This window comes from Enhygromyxa salina, from assembly GCF_002994615.1.
Classification (GTDB): Bacteria; Myxococcota_A; Polyangia; order Nannocystales; family Nannocystaceae; genus Plesiocystis; species Plesiocystis salina_A.
Genome location: NZ_PVNK01000184.1, coordinates 35,987 through 51,538, shown reverse-complemented (window position 1 = coordinate 51,538; position 15,552 = coordinate 35,987). Strand labels below are relative to the sequence as shown.

General features: G+C 70.1%; 10 protein-coding genes. 5 read left to right on the top strand and 5 right to left on the bottom strand.

Going from position 1 to position 15,552, the window contains the following annotated elements; translation table 11 throughout:
- Positions 1-24: 24 nt before the first annotated feature.
- Positions 25-1,410 (bottom strand): KamA family radical SAM protein, encoded by a 1,386-nt coding sequence (locus ENSA5_RS21290; protein WP_258182950.1) that lies wholly within the window; start codon positions 1,408-1,410, stop codon positions 25-27.
- Positions 1,411-1,522: 112 nt separating this feature from the next.
- On the opposite strand from ENSA5_RS21290, the gene ENSA5_RS21285 reads away from it, so the two are divergent.
- The 3 genes from ENSA5_RS21285 to ENSA5_RS21275 are packed head-to-tail and all read left to right on the top strand — an operon-like array spanning position 1,523 to position 4,018.
- The gene (locus ENSA5_RS21285) at positions 1,523-2,125 is read left to right on the top strand and encodes an NADPH-dependent FMN reductase (protein WP_106393511.1); all 603 of its coding nucleotides are present in this window, start codon (positions 1,523-1,525) and stop codon (positions 2,123-2,125) included.
- Between the two features lie 16 nt (positions 2,126-2,141).
- Positions 2,142-2,471 (top strand): divalent-cation tolerance protein CutA, encoded by a 330-nt coding sequence (gene cutA, locus ENSA5_RS21280; RefSeq protein ID WP_106393510.1) that lies wholly within the window; start codon positions 2,142-2,144, stop codon positions 2,469-2,471.
- A gap of 14 nt (positions 2,472-2,485) precedes the next feature.
- A complete protein-coding gene (locus tag ENSA5_RS21275; protein ID WP_106393509.1) occupies positions 2,486-4,018 on the top strand; it encodes a metallophosphoesterase in 1,533 nt (510 codons plus the stop codon).
- Positions 4,019-4,051: 33 nt separating this feature from the next.
- On the opposite strand, the gene ENSA5_RS21270 is transcribed toward ENSA5_RS21275, so the two are convergent.
- Together ENSA5_RS21270 and ENSA5_RS21265 are read right to left on the bottom strand one after the other, a co-directional pair.
- Positions 4,052-6,319, bottom strand: coding sequence for a prolyl oligopeptidase family serine peptidase (locus tag ENSA5_RS21270; protein ID WP_106393541.1), 2,268 nt, complete (start codon positions 6,317-6,319; stop codon positions 4,052-4,054).
- 34 nt (positions 6,320-6,353) lie between these two features.
- On the bottom strand, positions 6,354-10,319 hold the full coding sequence (locus ENSA5_RS21265) for a serine/threonine-protein kinase (protein ID WP_106393508.1): 3,966 nt from the start codon (positions 10,317-10,319) through the stop codon (positions 6,354-6,356).
- A 55-nt stretch (positions 10,320-10,374) separates the two neighbouring features.
- Between ENSA5_RS21265 and ENSA5_RS21260 the strand changes: the two genes are divergently transcribed.
- Positions 10,375-11,439: a DUF1365 family protein gene (locus ENSA5_RS21260; RefSeq protein WP_106393507.1), complete on the top strand. Its 1,065-nt coding sequence runs from the start codon at positions 10,375-10,377 to the stop codon at positions 11,437-11,439.
- 42 nt (positions 11,440-11,481) lie between these two features.
- The gene (locus ENSA5_RS21255) at positions 11,482-13,197 is read left to right on the top strand and encodes a C45 family autoproteolytic acyltransferase/hydrolase (protein WP_106393506.1); all 1,716 of its coding nucleotides are present in this window, start codon (positions 11,482-11,484) and stop codon (positions 13,195-13,197) included.
- An 84-nt stretch (positions 13,198-13,281) separates the two neighbouring features.
- On the opposite strand, the gene ENSA5_RS21250 is transcribed toward ENSA5_RS21255, so the two are convergent.
- Together ENSA5_RS21250 and ENSA5_RS21245 are read right to left on the bottom strand one after the other, a co-directional pair.
- Positions 13,282-14,019, bottom strand: a complete 738-nt coding sequence (locus tag ENSA5_RS21250; RefSeq protein ID WP_106393505.1) for a pyridoxine 5'-phosphate synthase — start codon at positions 14,017-14,019, stop codon at positions 13,282-13,284.
- A gap of 46 nt (positions 14,020-14,065) precedes the next feature.
- Complete coding sequence (locus tag ENSA5_RS21245) at positions 14,066-15,541, bottom strand: replication-associated recombination protein A (protein ID WP_308726564.1); 1,476 nt, start codon at positions 15,539-15,541, stop codon at positions 14,066-14,068.
- Between the last annotated feature and the right edge of the window lie 11 nt (positions 15,542-15,552).

Sequence of the window (15,552 nt, the reverse complement as noted above, 5' to 3'; positions counted from 1 at the left end):
CCAGGAGCGTCAAACCAACCGGGTTCAGTGGACGATCTCGAGATGGAGCGGGCGCTCGCCTCGACCCTCGCGCGGGCCGGACTCGAAGCCGGACTCGAAGCCAGACTCGGAGGCGGACTCGAAGAAGAATTGCTCGGCTCCGAACGCCGGTCGCAGGTCGCTAAACCACGACGCCTGCGGATCAAATTTTGCGTAGAAGGGCTGCCGAACCAGGCTCGGGTTGCGAGCCTGCAGGAGCTGGAGCGCGAACACACGCTCGCCCGCGATCTCGGCGACGCCGTCGATCAGGACCTTGCCCGGGAACGCCGACATCGTCGGCCCGCGGACCGTCCGCGCGAGGCCGGAGACGCGCTGGTAGGCGGCGCGGAACACCTCCCACGCGCGGACCAGCGGGACCTCGAAGAAGCGCTTGGGCCCCGTGTCACGCTCGACGAACATGTAGTAGGGAATGCAGCCCAGGCGCACGCCCGCGCGCCACAGCTGGGCCCAGGCTTCGGGATCGTCGTTGACGCGCCGGATCAGCGGCGACTGCATGCGGATCTGTGCGCCGGTGCTGCGGATGCGGGCGACGGCGCGCTGGGCCACCTCGGTGCTGAGCTCGCGCGGGTGGCTGTAGTGGCCCATGATCGCGAGGTGGCGCCCGTTGGCGGTGATCCGCTCGAACAGGCGCAAGGTTGGATCGGCGTCGGCGTCGGTGACGAAGCGTTGCGGCCAGTAAGCGACCGACTTGGTCCCGATCCGGATGTCGATGTGCTCGAACTCTGGCGTCAGCAGCGGCTCGAGGTAGCGCGCCAACACCTTGGCCTTCATGACCATGGGATCGCCGCCGGTGACCAAGACCTCCCGAACCTCGGGATGGGCCCGGAGGTAGGCGGTGAGATCGGCGGTCTCCCGCGACTCGAATTTTGTCGAGGGGTTGCCCACAAACTGCGCCCAGCGGAAACAGAAGGTGCAGTACGCGTGGCAGGTCTGGCCCTGCGCCGGGAAGAACAGGACCGTCTCGCGATACTTGTGCTGCATGCCCGCGAGGGCACGGCCACCGAGGCTCGGCACGTTGTGGGTCATCTGCCCCGCCGGGTGCGGGCTCAGGCGCCCGCGAATCTCGTCGGCGGTGGCCTTGATCTGCGCCTTGGGTGCGTCGCTGCGGACGAGCTCCGCCATCTGTGCGTAGTCGGCGGCGTCCAGCATCTCGCGCTGGAGGAAAGTCAGCGCAAAGATTGGGTCGTCGGGGACCCGATCCCAGTCGATCAGTTCGCGGACAACGTACGCGTTGGTCTTGAACGGAAGGACCGCCGAGACCACCTGCAGGCCGTCTCGGAGCTCCTCGGGCAGCCGACGCCACTCGGGGAGCTCGTTGATGTTGGCGCGAGTGATAGCGCGGTATCGATTACTTTCAGCGTGATCCGGCAACAGCCTGCCATATGCCAGAGAATCACGGGCTTTTCAAGTCGCGCACCGGCCCAGCGGCCGTCAGCGGCCACCAAGCATTGCCGACCCGCGACCGGCGTTCTACACAGCACGCATGGCGCCGAAGATCCTGGTCGTGTGCGGCTCGAGCCGTGAGGACGGAAACCTCGAGCAGGTCGTCGGTCTCGCCGCGACCGCGGCGCGCGCGGCCGGAGCCGAGGTCCGAGAGCTGTTCCTGCGCGAGGTCCAGCTGCCGATGATGGTCTGGGGGGACCCGCATCAGGCGATGGCCGACGAGGTCGTACAGGTCCGCGCGCTCGCGAGTTGGGCCGACGGCTTCGTGATCGGCACGCCCGAGTACCACGGCAGCATGAGCGGCGCGCTCAAGAACTGGTTCGACTTCCTCTACGCCGAGTTCGCCGGCAAGTTCGCCGGCGTCGTGGCCACGACCGGCGGCGGCACCGGGGACATGTCGATCACCGCGGTCAAGACCTGCTTCCAGTGGTGCCACGGCTTCGTCCTCCCCTTTCACGCCGCCGCGAGCGCGGCCGCGTTCACGGGCGCGCAGCTGACCGACCCCCGCGTGATCGATCGAGTCGAGCGTGTCGGTCATGACGTGGCCCGCTACGCCCCGCTGCTGCGGGCGAGCTTCGACGCCGCGCGGACGATCGAGGGGCCCGCCGGGGGCGTCGCCAGCCTCCACGGCGACGCGGGTTGATGTCACACTCCAGTCCATGCCCGACGCCGGCCTCCGCTTGCTGTTTTGCACAGCCCCGAGCGACGCGGCCCCCGACATCGCCCGCGCGCTGCTCGAGGCCAAGCTGATCGGCTGCGCCAACCTGATCCCGGGCGTCCGCTCGCTCTACTGGTGGGAGGGTGAGATCCAAGACGACGCCGAGGTCGTGATGCTCATGGAGTGTCCGCGCGAGCGCGTCGACGAGGCCGTCGCGGCGCTGACCCGCGCGCACCCCTACGACGTGGCCAAGATCGTCGTGCTCGAGCCGAGCGCGGTCAACGAGCCCTACCTGGCCTGGCTGCGCGCAGCCTGCCCGCCGGCCTGCTAACATCAAGCGGCTCCATGCACGATCTCGTCGTCGTCAGCGACCTCCACCTCGGGCGTGGCAAGAACCTCCACACCGGGCGCTACCACGAGCTCGAGGCGTTCTTCTACGACGATGATTTTCGCTCCTTTTGCCAGTGGTTGATCGACGACGCCCACAAGCGCAACGCGGACCTGCGCCTGATCATCAACGGCGACGGCTTTGATCTGCTGCGCATCGATCGCCCGCCCCAGACCCCCGAGGCGACCTTCGTCGAGCGGCAATTTGGCCCGTTCATGACCCCCGATCGGGCCGCCCGGGACATCGCCGACGTGCTCGACGGGCACCCGGGCTTCGTCGACGGCCTCGCGCGGATCCTGGCCGCCGGTCACGAGGTCGTGATCTTGCCGGGCAACCACGACATCGAGATCCAGTGGCCGCCCGTGCGCCGACAGATCGAGCGCTCGATCCTCGCCCGCCTCCACGAGCAGCTCACGAGCGCGCGCGAGGTCGACGAGGCCGGCACTCGCCTGTTTTTTCCACCGTGGTTTTGGTACGAGCCCGGCCGCGTGTGGATCGAGCACGGCTGCCAGTACGACCCCGAGAACGCCTTCACCTACTGGCTGCGCGGCGCCCTGACCGAGGCCCCCCGCGAGGTCCACGAGGCCGAGTACGACATGCCGCTGGGCAACTTCTTCCAGCGCTACCTGTTCAACGGCTTCGGGGCGATCACCTTCATCGTGCCCAGCACCCGCGCGCACATGCGCTACGCCAAGTGGCTGCTCGCCAACAGCCCCCACCTGATCTCTCGCGCCGTGCTCAGCCACGCACGCTTTTGGCCGCAGGTCATCCGCCGCATCGCCCAGAGCCAAAAGCGTGCGCGCTCGGTCTACAGCGAGACCCACAAGCGCGCGCTCGCGGAGCTCGCCGAGCACCCCGAGGCCGGCGCGCTCGGTGACAAGCTCTACAAGATCGACGCGCTCAAGGAGCGCGGCGCGAGCGTGGTCGAGGCGGTCAGCACCCTCACGCGCCAGGCCCTGCGCGTGCTCCTGGTCATCGTCGCCCTCGCCGGGCTCGCGTTCGGGCTGTGGTTCGCGGGCTTCCACGCGATCGCCGAGCTCAAGGGCGGGTTCATGGTCAAGGCGATGCTCTTCATGCTGCTCGACTTCGCGTTCTTGATGGCCGCGATCTTCGGCATCGGCTGGGGTCTGTTTCGCAGCCCGCGAGAGCGCTCGGCGCCGCTGCGGCGCGCGGCGCAAAAGATCGTCGAGCTCCTCGACGTCCCGATCGTCAGCTTCGGCCACACCCACGACGAGGTCCTGTGGCGCCTCCAGCGTCCCGACGGCAAGCCGGCTTGGTACTACAACACCGGCACCTGGCTGGCCGTGTTCACCCACGACGTGCTGATGCCCCGCGAGCGCGTGCAGTTCACCTTCTTGCATGTCCAAGGCCACGACGCGCAGCTGCGCTACTGGAGCCCTGGGCGCGGCAACGCGGCCCCGGTCGTGCTCCTCGACGAGCGCAACCCCGAGGCCGAGCCGCGCCGCCAAGCTGGGCTCGAGCCCCGCTGACCCGGGTCCTGGCCGCCGCTGGGTCGGCTCGTCCTAGTCCTCCGGAAACCCCTCGGGCAGGGTCATGTCGAGCTGATCGACCAAGAAGCCCCAGAGGTCGGCCCACTCCTCGATCTGCTTGGCCGTCGGCTTGCCCGCGCCGTGGCCGGCCTTGGTCTCGATCCGGATCATGACGGGGTCCTCGCCCTGGTGGGCGGCCTGGAGCCGCGCGGCGAACTTGAAGCTGTGCGAGGGCACCACGCGGTCGTCGTGGTCGGCGGTGTAGATCAGCGTGGCCGGGTACTCGGTCCCGTCGACGAGGTTGTGATAGGGCGAGTAGTCGAGCAGGGCCTGGAACTGCTCGGCGTCGTCGGCGCTGCCGTAGTCGCTGACCCAGGCCCAGCCGATCGTGAACAGGTGAAAGCGCAGCATGTCCATGACGCCGACGCCCCCGAGCACGGCGCCGAACAGCTCGGGCCGCTGGGTCATGGCCGCGCCGACCAGGAGGCCGCCGTTGCTGCGCCCGCCGATCGCGAGCTTCTCGGAGTTGGTCCAGCCGCTGTCGATCAGGTACTCGGCCGCGCCGATGAAGTCATCGAACACGTTTTGCTTGTCGAGCTTGGTCCCGGCCTCGTGCCAGGCCTCGCCGTACTCGCCGCCGCCGCGGAGGTTGGGCTGGGCGTAGATCCCGCCCATCTCGAGCCAGACCAGATCGGGGACCGAGAAGCGCGGCGTGAGTGAGATGTTGAAGCCGCCGTAGGCGTAGAGGTAGGTCGGGGCGTCGCCGGTCGGCTGGAGGCCCTTTTTGTGGACCAGGAACATCGGGACCTTGGTCCCGTCCTTGCTCTCGTAGAACACCTGATTGGTCTCGTAGCGGCTGGCGTCGAAGGCCAGGGTCGGCTCGCGCCACGGCTCGCTCTGACCGGTCGCAATGTCGTAGCTGTAGATCGTGTAGGGCCGCGTGAAGCTCATGAGCCCGTAGAAGGTCTGCTTGGCGTCCTGCTTGCCGCCAAAGCCGTAGACCGTGGCGATCGGCTCGGGCAGCTCGATGACCCGCTCCTGCTTGCCGTCGAGCCCGTGGACCCGGACCTCGTTCTTGGCGTCGACCATGTAGCGCGCGAACAGGCGGCCGCCGGTGAAGCTGACCGACTGCAAGGTGTGCTGATCTTGGGGGATGACCTCGACGAGCTTCGGCGCCGGGGCCTCGGCCTTCGAGCTGGCCAGGGTCTTGGCGTAGGCGTCGACGTCGATCTTGACCACCCGCCCGCGCGGGGCGTCGAGGTTGGTGAAGAAGTAGAACTCGCTGCCGACGTTGCCGATGAACGAGTAGGTCGCCTCGAGCTGGTCGATGAGCTTGACGACCGCGCCCGAGAGCGCGCCGCCGCGGCCGAGCTTGGCGAAATACAGCATGTTGCGGACGTCAGTCCCGACCGAGACGTCGATGATCAGGTACTTGCCGTCCTCGCTGACCTGGCCACCAAACTGCCGCTCGGGGTGCTCCGGATCGGCGTAGATCAGCTTGTCGGCGCTCTGCTTGGCGCCGAGCTTGTGATAGTAGAGCTTCTGGTTCTTGTTGACCTGCTCGAACTCGTCGCCCTCGGTCGGCGGGTCGTAGGCGCCGTAGAAGAAGCCCTTGTTGTCGGGCGTCCACGAGACCCTGGTGAACTTCGACCACTCGAGCAGATCCGAGCGATCCTTGCCGGTTGCGATGTCGCGGACCTTCCAGCGCTTCCAGTCCGAGCCCGCGTCCGACAGCGCGTAGGCGACGAGCTTGCCGTTGTCGCTGACCTTCAAGCCCGCGACGGCGGTCGTCCCGTCCTCGCTCAGGGCGTTGGGATCGAGCAGGACCTTGGGCTCGGCGTCGAGCTTGTCGGCCCAGTAGTAGACCGCCTGGTTCTGGAGCCCGTCGTTCTTGGTGAAGAAGAAGCGCCCGCCCTCTTGCCACGGGGTCCCGTAGCGCTCGAAATTCCACAGGCCCTCGAGCTTGGCCTGGATCGCGGCGCGCTCCTCGATGGTCTCGAGGTAGGAGAAGGTCACCGCGTTCTCGGCCTCGACCCACGCCCGGGTCTCTTCGGAGTCGAGGTCCTCGAGCCAGCGGTAGGGATCGGCGACGCCGACGCCGTGGAGGTCGTCGACCTGCGGTGAGACCCGGGCCTCGGGGTAGGCCCAGCGCGAGGTCGTGGTCGGGGAATTCAGGTCGTCGTCTTCGCCCTCGGTCACGGCGTCGGTCTCGTCGGGGTTTTGGGTCTGGCCCCGATCACACGCGAGCGCGAGCAGGCAACACACAGGAACGGACCACAAGAGAGGCTGGCGCTTGGACATCGGCGGGCTCGGACCTCGCTTGTAGCCCCGAGGCTCACCCGCGCGCAAGCGCGCGCGGGCCCCGGGGCTCACAGATCCGCGGATGAGCCGGCGCGGCGATCCTCGCGAAGCCCTCGCTGTCTTCGATGTCCTCGAGCTCGAAGTAGCCGGCCGCGTGAGCGGCAAAGTCCGGGCCCTCGCCCTCGTCGCCGAGGACCCAGGCCGAGCGCGCGCGGACGACCGCCAGATCCCCGCGCATGCCGTGGGCCTCGAACACCGCGGCGGCCTCGGCCCAGCGCCGCAGCGCGACGTCGCGATCCCCTTCGAGGGTGGCCAGGCCCGCCTCGATCACCGCGACGTGTCCGGTCAGCACCGGGTTGTCGACGGCGCGGAGCTTGGCCGCGAGGCGCCGGGCGCGGCGGGCGTGGCCCCGGCGGGCGCCGGGCGCCTCGTCGCGCTCGATCGCCGCGGCCAGGTAGCTGCGGCACAGGAGCTCCTCGACGTTGTGACGCGCGAGCCGATGCTCGGCCAGGAAGGTCCGCTTCATCTGGGTGAGGGTCTGCTGGGCCAGCGCGATCGCCTGCTCGGGCTCACGCGCGTGCAGGAGGATGCGGACCTGGGCGTAGAAGGCCCAGACGTCGCCGAACAGGTAGCGGCCGGGCTTCCACTCGTCGAGCGCCGCGCTCAGCACCTCGCGCGCGCGCTCGACCTTGCCGGCCGAGATCAGCGCGACGGCCATGAACGAGGACACCTCGACCAGCTCCTGCATGTCGCCGCGCTCGCGGGCGCCCTCGGTCGTGCCCTTGGCCCGCGTCCAGAACTCGCGGAAGCGGCCCTGGCACACCAGCGTCCACATGTGGTGGATCTGAGCCGTTCGCCGATCCCAGCTGGCTCCGGCCACGCCCTCGAGGCGCTCGATGATCTCGCTGTGGAGCTCGGCGCTGGTCGGGTAGCGACGCTCGAACCAATGAATGCTGGCCTCACACAGATCGATGAACCCGACCAGCTGCGGATCATCGAGCTCGGCGACCAGGCTGCGCGAGACCTGCAAATGATCCTCGACCCGCCGCCAGTCCCCCCCGGCCACGTCGATGACGCACTGGTAAGCCAGCGCCCGGGCGACGCGGTAGGGCTCCCCGGTAGCCAGCGACAGACGCAGGTTGCGAAAGTGGAACAGCGCGCTGAGCAGCGTCTCTTGGGTCGAGAGGCCGTTGACCACGGCGAAGCAGGTGTCGACCTGGTCGAGGCGCGCGGGCGCGACGGCCTTGGCCTCGCGGCGCACGAACGCGAACCCGCGCACGCGAAGCCGGAGCTGCTCCCACACCAGCGCCGCGACCGCCCCCGCCCGGGTCGCGGGCAGCCGCATGCCGACGGAGCGCAGCTGGTTGTCGAGCTCGGCCAGGCCCTCGTCGACGTGGCCGGTCTTGATCAGCTGGTCGGCGGCGAGGCGCCGATACTCCCGGGCCCGAACCGCATCGGCCCGCCCGCGCTGCTCGGCCTCACTCGCCAGCGACAACAACAGCTGCGCGGCCTCGTGGCCCCGACCGACGTTGATCAGCTGGGTCGCGAGGCGGACCCGCAGCTGCTCGATCCGGGCCGGGTCGCTGGCTTCGGGCAAGAGCTCGAGGGTCGTGCGCAGCAGCGCCACGGCGCGCAGGAACGCGAGCGAGTTGGCGGCCTGCGCGGCCGCGCGCTCGTAGTAGTCGGCCGCGCGGGCACGATCACCGCCGCGATCGAAGTGCTCGGCGAGGGCCTCGGGGTCGCTGCCGTGGTGCTCGAGCGCTCGCGCGAGCCGCAGGTGGGTGGCCCGGAGCTCGTCGCGCTCGAGCTCTCCGACGGCGACCTCACGGATGCGGGCGTGGGCGGTCTCGAGCACCTTCGACCCGCTGTCCCGACTCCGCGCGACGAGCAGCTCGGCGCTGCGCAGGTCCGGGAGCAGCGCGGCTGGATCGTCGAGCTCACTGGCCGTGAACGCGACCTCGCGCGCGACCGGTCGGCCGGCGACGGCGACGACCTCGAGCAGGCGCCGGCTGTCGGGGTCGAGCTGGAGGATGCGACGGACCACGAGCTGATCGAGCTGGCCCGGCGTCGCGCCCTCGGTCGAGGCCCCATGGACCATCTGCGCGACATAAAAGGGGCTGCCCTCGGCGCCGCGAGCGTAGCTGTCGGCGGTCGCGGAGTCGTAGCTGTCGCCCATCAGCGCCTTGGCCAGCGCGTGGGCCTCGTCGTCGGCCAGCGGGCCAATTCGGATCTTGCGCACGTCCCTCCCGGCGAGGGCCGCCGGGGCCAACAGCGCCCGGAGCGGCTCGTTGCTCGCCTGCTCGTCGCGGTAGGTCACCGCGAGCAGCATCGGCGGAGCCTCGGGCGGGGACACGAGCGAGGTCAGCAGCCGCGCGCTGTCGACGTTGGCCCAGTGAAAATCGTCGATGAACACGATCAGCGGTCGGCGCTTGGCGACGCCGTCGAACAGCTCGCGCAGGGCCGCGAACGCGCGCTGGCGCAGCTCGTGAACGTCGAGGCCGCTCGTCCGCGACGCTGGCGTGCGCCACAGATCATCGAGGACGGGAAACAGCCGCGCGAGCGCGACGGCGTGGGCCGGCTTCAGCGACGCGAGCGCGTCGGGCGGTAGCTGGCGGAGGTAGACCGAGAGCGCGTCGATGACCGGATCCAGGCCCTTGTAAGGCACCGACTCGCGCTCGAGGCAGCGGCCCTGGATCACGACGACCCGCTCGCGTCGGCGCACGCGTCGGATGAACTCGCGGACGATCGCCGACTTGCCGTAGCCGCTGCGCCCGCGGATATGGACCGTGACCTGGTGACGATCGGGCCCATGGATGCCCGCGAAGGCCCGCTCGAGCTGGGCGAGCTCGGGCGCGCGACCGACGAAGGGCGCCCGCGCTCGGATCATGCTGTCGCCCTCGAGCGTGAGCATGCCCCAGCTGCTGCCCGAGGCGCTGCCCAGGCCCGCGCCAGAGCCCGTGTCAGTCCGGCCATCGAGGATCGCGAGCAACTCCACGACGCTCGGACGCTCGACGGGATCGCGCGCGAGCAGCCGTCGGCACAAGGCCGCGAGGTCGGGTGGGATGTCGGGGACGATCTCGGCGATGTCCGGGGCGTCGACGTCCCGCTTGGCGAACAGGATATGGGCCACCGATCCGCTGTGGGGCCGGACCCCGCACAGACACTCGAACAACATCACCCCGACCGCGTACCAGTCTGCGGCCGGGCCGGTCGGCTCGAGCCCGGCCTGCTCGGGGCTCATGTAGGCCGGCGTGCCCATGATCTGATCGTCGGCCGCGCCATGCTGGGCCTCGGAGTGATCCTGGATGAGCCCGAAGTCGAGCACGACCACGCGCCCCTCTTCGGTCACCAGGACGTTGGACGGCTTCAGATCGCGGTGGATGCAGCCGTGCTGATGAAGCTCGCGGACCCCGGCCGCGAGCTGTCTGAGCGCGCGACGCAGGCGCGCGAGGTTGGGCAGCTCGCCCTCGGGGGTCCGCCCGCGCACGTACTCGTTGAAGGGCACGCCATCGATCAGCTCCATCGTGAAGAAGGTCGTCGCGTCCGGCAGGACCACGAGCTCGCCGAGGCTCACGAGGTTGTCGTGGGTGACGCCCGCGAGGGCGCGGAACTCTTGCTTGAAGCGGTACAGCAGGTTCGCGCTGCTTTGCTCGAGGCACTTGAGCGCGACGAGCTCCCCGGCACCCTCGCCCGCGAGGCGTCGCGCGGCGAACACCTGGCCCATGCCACCGGCGCCGAGCGGCTTCACAATCTCGAATTCAGCGTCAGCCTGGCCGAGGCGCTCGCCCACTGCCAACGCCGCCTGCTCGGACATACCGGGCGTCGCGAGGGTCGCGAGCGCCGAATTGGGCGCGAGCTCACCGCGCGTGACCAGCTCAGACTCGCTCTGGGTCGCCGACCTTGCCGCTGTCGCTGTCGCCGTAGCGAGGGCCCGCGCGTCGCCTGTACCGCTGTACTCGGGTCGGCCGTCGGCCGTCTCCGGGCCTTGGACAGACGCCATGGCCGGGAAGGTATCACGTGTTAAGCCTCGCCCAAGCCCGTGCTAGGTTGCGCCAATGCCGATCGATGGTGAACGTGGGCCGAGCGAATCTGGCGGTGACCTGGGCGATCTCCTCGACGAGTTGTTTGAAGATCTCGACAAGGTCGGTCGCGTGCTCCAGCGGGCTTTCCCGGGCGCGCGGCCCCAACCCGACGAGATCCGAGCGCGGCGCGAAGAGCACCGCCGCGCGACCTTGGACCTGGGACCGGGCGTCCCGCGCAACGGCGTCGACTCCGGCGACAGCCGCAGCGAGGCGGCCCGGCTGCAGGACCAAGCCTGCGGGAAGCACACGATCTACGCGGTCACCGCTCGCCACAAGCGCAGCAAGCCCTTCGCCTCAGACTGGGTCGGGCACACGCAGTCCGTGCGGGTCACGCTGCCCGCGACCCGGGCCGAGGCCGCGCCGATCTGGACCCACCTCGGCGTCGTAAAAGCCGAGGACCACCTGCTGTTCTCGATCGAGGAGCTCGTCAGCGGCTACGCCGAGGCCTTCGGCGCGCGGCCCAAGGTCGAGCGCGTCGACCTGATCACCGGCGCCCGCCACTACGACCTCGATCGCTTCTCTCCCCTGTCGGTGTTCCTCGCCTACGAGCGCGCTGACGATCGCCAGGCCAGCTTCTACGTCTACGAGAGCGGCAGCGCGATGGGCAACCCCGCGGTGCTCTACTGGGCTCCGACGATGGACGCCAAGATCGTCGCCAAGGGCGGCTTCTTGTTCACGCCCTTCGCCCGCGTGGACAACACCTACACGGGCAAGCTGATCATGAACCGGGCCAAGACCGAGCCCAGCATGCTCTCGATCGCGATCTCGCAGCACCCCGACGGCGGGCGCCACTACATCGACATCAGCGCCAGCTTCGAGGTCGTCGAGCCCGGCAAGGTCATCTGGCCGGTCGCCGACCAGATCCAGGCCGCGCTGCGGGTGTTCGCCATCGCCCAGGCCATGGGCTGCAAGCTCGAGGTCTGGGAGTGGGGCCTGGGCCAGATCGCCCGCAGCACCTTCGACTGGATCGTCGAGCCGCCCCAGCGCGGGCGCGAGCAGGGCTACTCGACCTGCTCGATGGACGAGCTCCCCCGCTAGCGGCGTCGAGGCCGCGACGGACTTGCAGTATAAGCAGCGTCCGTGCCCCGCCAATTTCAGAGCCAGGCGCAAGAAGGCCGCAGCGTGTTCGCCCTGCTCCGGGTGCTCGCGGTCGTCGGCGGAACCTTCGCGGTCCTGCTCGGGCTGCTGTACTCGGGCTACGTCGGCTACACCGAGCTCGAACCGACCGAGGTCGAGGTCGGGCAGCACGAGCTGATCGTCGACGAGACCGGGCGCCGCGTCGACTACGGTCGCTCGTGGCTGGCTCGTCGTGGAGGCCTGTGGGTCCTGCACTTCGAGGGCTCGCCGGTCGACATCGGCGACGCCCACGGCCACCTCGCTGGGCGCCTGTTCCGCAACGTCGACAGCCGCGTCGAGGAGCTGCTCGAGGCCCGCTATCGCGGCTTCCTCGCGAGCTGGGCCGAGCTCATGCTCCTGCGCTGGGACTACCGCGAGGCCGACGCGGCCCTCGGCCCCGACCACCAGCGCGAGCTCTCGGCCCTCGCGGCCGCGCTCCCCAGCGACGGTGAGGGCGAGCTCGAGCCCTACCATCGCCTGTTCCTCTACCAGTGCTTCCTCGATCTGACCCAGCGCCTCCAAGACGTCGTCGTCGAGGGCAGCATGTTCGCGGTCGCGCCCCGGGCCACGAGCGCCGGGCTCGAGGCCGGCAACCTCATCATCGGCCGGACCCTGAGCGTCGACTTCGGGCCCAAGTTCGAGGCCGACCGCGTCGTGGCCTTCTACTACCCCGACGGCAAGTACCCCTTCGCCTCGATCGGCTGGGCCGGGCTCGTCGGCGTCGTCACCGGGGTCAACGCGCGCGGCATCTTCGTCGCCGCCAACCCCGCCCGGGCCGACGACGCGCGCGAGACCGACGCGACTCCCCTGCCCCTCGTCTTGCGCCGCGTGCTCGAGGAGGCCGACACCCTCGAGCAGGCCGTCGAGATCATCGAGGCCGCCGAGCTGCGGACCGCCGGGGTCGTGCTGATCGGCGACGGCGTCCAGCGCAAGGCCGTGATCCTCGAGGCCGCGGCCCGGGTCAGCGAGGACACCCGCCTCGTGCGCGGCGACGACGAGCAAGCGATCTGGGCGACCGACCACATGATCCGCGAGGCCTTCGAGGCCGACGCCCACAACGAACGCATCCGCCGAACGACCTCCTCGGGCTACCGCTACGAGCGCCTCGCCGAGCTCCTCGCCGCGCCGGGCAACTTCTCGCCCGAGGACGCCGTGACCGTGCTCCGCGATCGCCGGGGCCTCGACAACATCGAGCTCGGCCTCGGCAACCGCAACGCGCTCGAGAACCTGCACACGATGCAGTCGATCGTGCTCGACGCGACCTCGATGGTCCTGTGGGTCGCCGAGGGCCCCTCGACGCTCGGACGCTACCGGGCCTTCGATCTGCGCCACCTGCTCGGCCGCCAGGGCTCGCGCCCCGCCGCGCTCGCCGACTTCCCCGCCGATCGCCTGCTCTACTCCGAGGAGTACCGCGACTACCAAGAGGCGCTCGAGGGCCTCGACTACGCCCACGAGCTGCTGGTCTTGGATCGCCCCAACGAGGCCCTCGCGGCCGCCCGGGTCTCGCTCGCGCTCGCGCCCGACATCGGCGAGCTCCACCGTCTGCTCGGCGACATCGAGCGCGAGCTCGACGATCCCGAGCAGGCCAAGATCCACTACCGGCGCTACCTCGAGCTGATCCCCGGTCGCCAGCGTGATCAAGAGCGGGTCAAGGGCATCATCGAAGAGCTCGGCGGCTGAAGGCTCGCTAGGACCCCCCTGGCCGCCCTGCACTTTGCCACGCTCGGTGGGCTCTCATGTGCCCTGCGGGGGCATGGATCGCCTCTACCCCTGGCACAGGGCCAGGTACTCGCGGACGACGGTGTCGAGGCCGACGAAGAGCGCGCGGGAGATCAGGGCGTGGCCGATCGAGACCTCGTCGAGGTGGGGCAGCGTGACGAACAGGCCGAGGTTGTCGAGGTCGAGGTCGTGGCCCGCGTTGATGCCGAGGCCCTGAGCGTGGGCGTGCTCGGCGACCGCGACGTAGCGCTCGAAGCTGCGCTTGCCCTCGTCCTCGCTGGTCTCGTAGGCCCGGGCGTAGGGCTCGGTGTAGAGCTCGACGCGCTCGACCCCGAGCTCGGCGGCCCAGTCGATCGCCGCGCGCTCGGCCTCGACGAACAGGCTCACGCGCACCCCGACGGCCTGGAGCCGAGCGATCGCCGGGCTCAGGAGCTCGCGGTCGCGCTGCGGGATCCAGCCGGCCTCGCTGGTGATCTCGCCGGGGCGGACCGGGACCAGCGTGCACTGATCCGGGCGCAGCTCGACCACGCGCTCGATCAGATCAGGCCGCGGATCGCCCTCGATGTTGTACTCGACGCGCTCGCGCTGCGGCGCGAGCCAGGCGTGAATGTCGAGCACGTCCTGCGCGGTGATGTGACGCTCGTCTGCGCGCGGGTGGACCGTGATGCCCGGTACGCCCGCAGCCACGCAGACCTCGACGGCCTTCACCACGCTCGGGACCGCGCCGCCGCGAGAGTTGCGGACGGTCGCGACCTTGTTGACGTTGACGCTGAGGCTGACCACGAACGCCGGTGTACTCCCAAATAGGGCCGCACCCAAGGTCGGCGCGTCAGCGTGGGTCCGACTCGTCTGGCTCCGCGTCCGAGCGCTCACCGGCCTGCTCGGTCCCGCGCAGCCGCGCGAGACGCCGCTCGGCCTCGGCCTCCCAGCCCTCCGCGCCCGACTCGACGTAGCGCCGCCTGGGCAGGTGATCACGCAGGATCTCCGGGAGGTGGCTGCGGTGCTCGGTGTCGACGTGACCGTCGAGATCGTGGGGGTAACGGTAGCCCTGGCCGTAGCCGACCTGCTTCATCAGCTTGTTCACGGCGTTGCGGATCTCGAGCGGGACCGGCAGCGGCCCCCGGCGGCGGATCTCCTTGCGGGCCGCGAAGTAGGCCTTGATCGTGGTGTTGCTCTTGGCCGCGAGCGACAGGTACACGGCCGCCTGGGTCAGCGGCAGCACGGCCTCGGGCATGCCGACGAAGCGCGCCGCCTCGGCCGCGGCCTGGGCCACGACCAGGGCCTGCGGATCCGCGTTGCCGACGTCCTCGGCCGCGAAGATGACCAGCCGCCGGGCGACGAACTCGAGCGGCTCGCCGGCCTCGAGCATCCGCGCCATCCAGTAGACCGCCGCGTCGGGATCGCTCGCGCGCATGCTCTTGATCAGCGCCGAGGCGATGTTGTAGTGCTCCTCGCCGTCGCGGTCGTAGCGGAGCTGGGTCTGCCCGAGGGCCTCCCCGACGAGCTCGGGCGTGAGCTCGAGCGGCCGCGGCTGCGGCTTTGCGCCGTCGCCCGAAGCCTCCGGGTCCGCGAGGTCCGCGAGGTCTGCCAGGTCCTCGGGGCGATCGGGCTCCGCGGGGATCGGGACCAGCTCGACCGCGAGCTCGAGCGCGTTGAGGGCCCGCCGCGCGTCCCCCTGTGACGCGAGCGCGATCGCCCCGAGCAGCCGGTCCTCGGCCACGACCCCGCGCGCGCCGAGGCCCCGCTCGCGGTCCTCGAGAGCCGCGCGCAGCAGCTGGATCAGCTGGGGGATCGCCAGCGGCCGCAGCTGGACCACGCGCGCGCGTGAGAGCAGGGCCGCGTTGACCTCGAAGCCAGGGTTCTCGGTCGTGGCCCCGATCAGCGTGCACACCCCAGCCTCGACGTGAGGCAGCAGCGCGTCTTGCTGGGCCTTGTTGAAGCGGTGAATCTCGTCGATGAAGAAGACCGTCGACCGGCCCTGGTAGTCGCGCCGCTGCGCCGCGCGGGCCACGATCTGGCGCAGTTCCTTGACCCCCGCGTCGGTCGCCGAGACGGTCTCGAAGCTGGCCCCGGTCCGCAGCGCGATGATCCGCGCGAGCGTGGTCTTGCCCGTGCCCGGCGGGCCCCACAGGATCATGCTCGGGATCCGATCGCTCTCGACGACGCGGCGCAGGAGCCGACCGGGCCCGGTCAGGTGATCCTGGCCGATGTACTCGTCGAGGGTCCGCGGCCGCATGCGCTCGGCCAACGGCACGAAGGCCGGGTCTCGCTTGCGCGCGTGAGCGAAGAGGTCGTCGTCTGCCAAGGGTCCGCGTC

Excerpts from the sequence above, each read along its gene's own strand:
- ENSA5_RS21285 (WP_106393511.1), top strand. The coding sequence starts at position 1,523 with ATGGCGCCGAAGATCCTGGTCGTGTGCGGCTCGAGCCGTGAGGACGGA.
- cutA (WP_106393510.1), top strand. The coding sequence starts at position 2,142 with ATGCCCGACGCCGGCCTCCGCTTGCTGTTTTGCACAGCCCCGAGCGAC.
- ENSA5_RS21275 (WP_106393509.1), top strand. The coding sequence starts at position 2,486 with ATGCACGATCTCGTCGTCGTCAGCGACCTCCACCTCGGGCGTGGCAAG.
- ENSA5_RS21270 (WP_106393541.1), bottom strand. The coding sequence starts at position 6,319 with ATGTCCAAGCGCCAGCCTCTCTTGTGGTCCGTTCCTGTGTGTTGCCTG.
- ENSA5_RS21265 (WP_106393508.1), bottom strand. The coding sequence starts at position 10,319 with ATGGCGTCTGTCCAAGGCCCGGAGACGGCCGACGGCCGACCCGAGTAC.
- ENSA5_RS21260 (WP_106393507.1), top strand. The coding sequence starts at position 10,375 with ATGCCGATCGATGGTGAACGTGGGCCGAGCGAATCTGGCGGTGACCTG.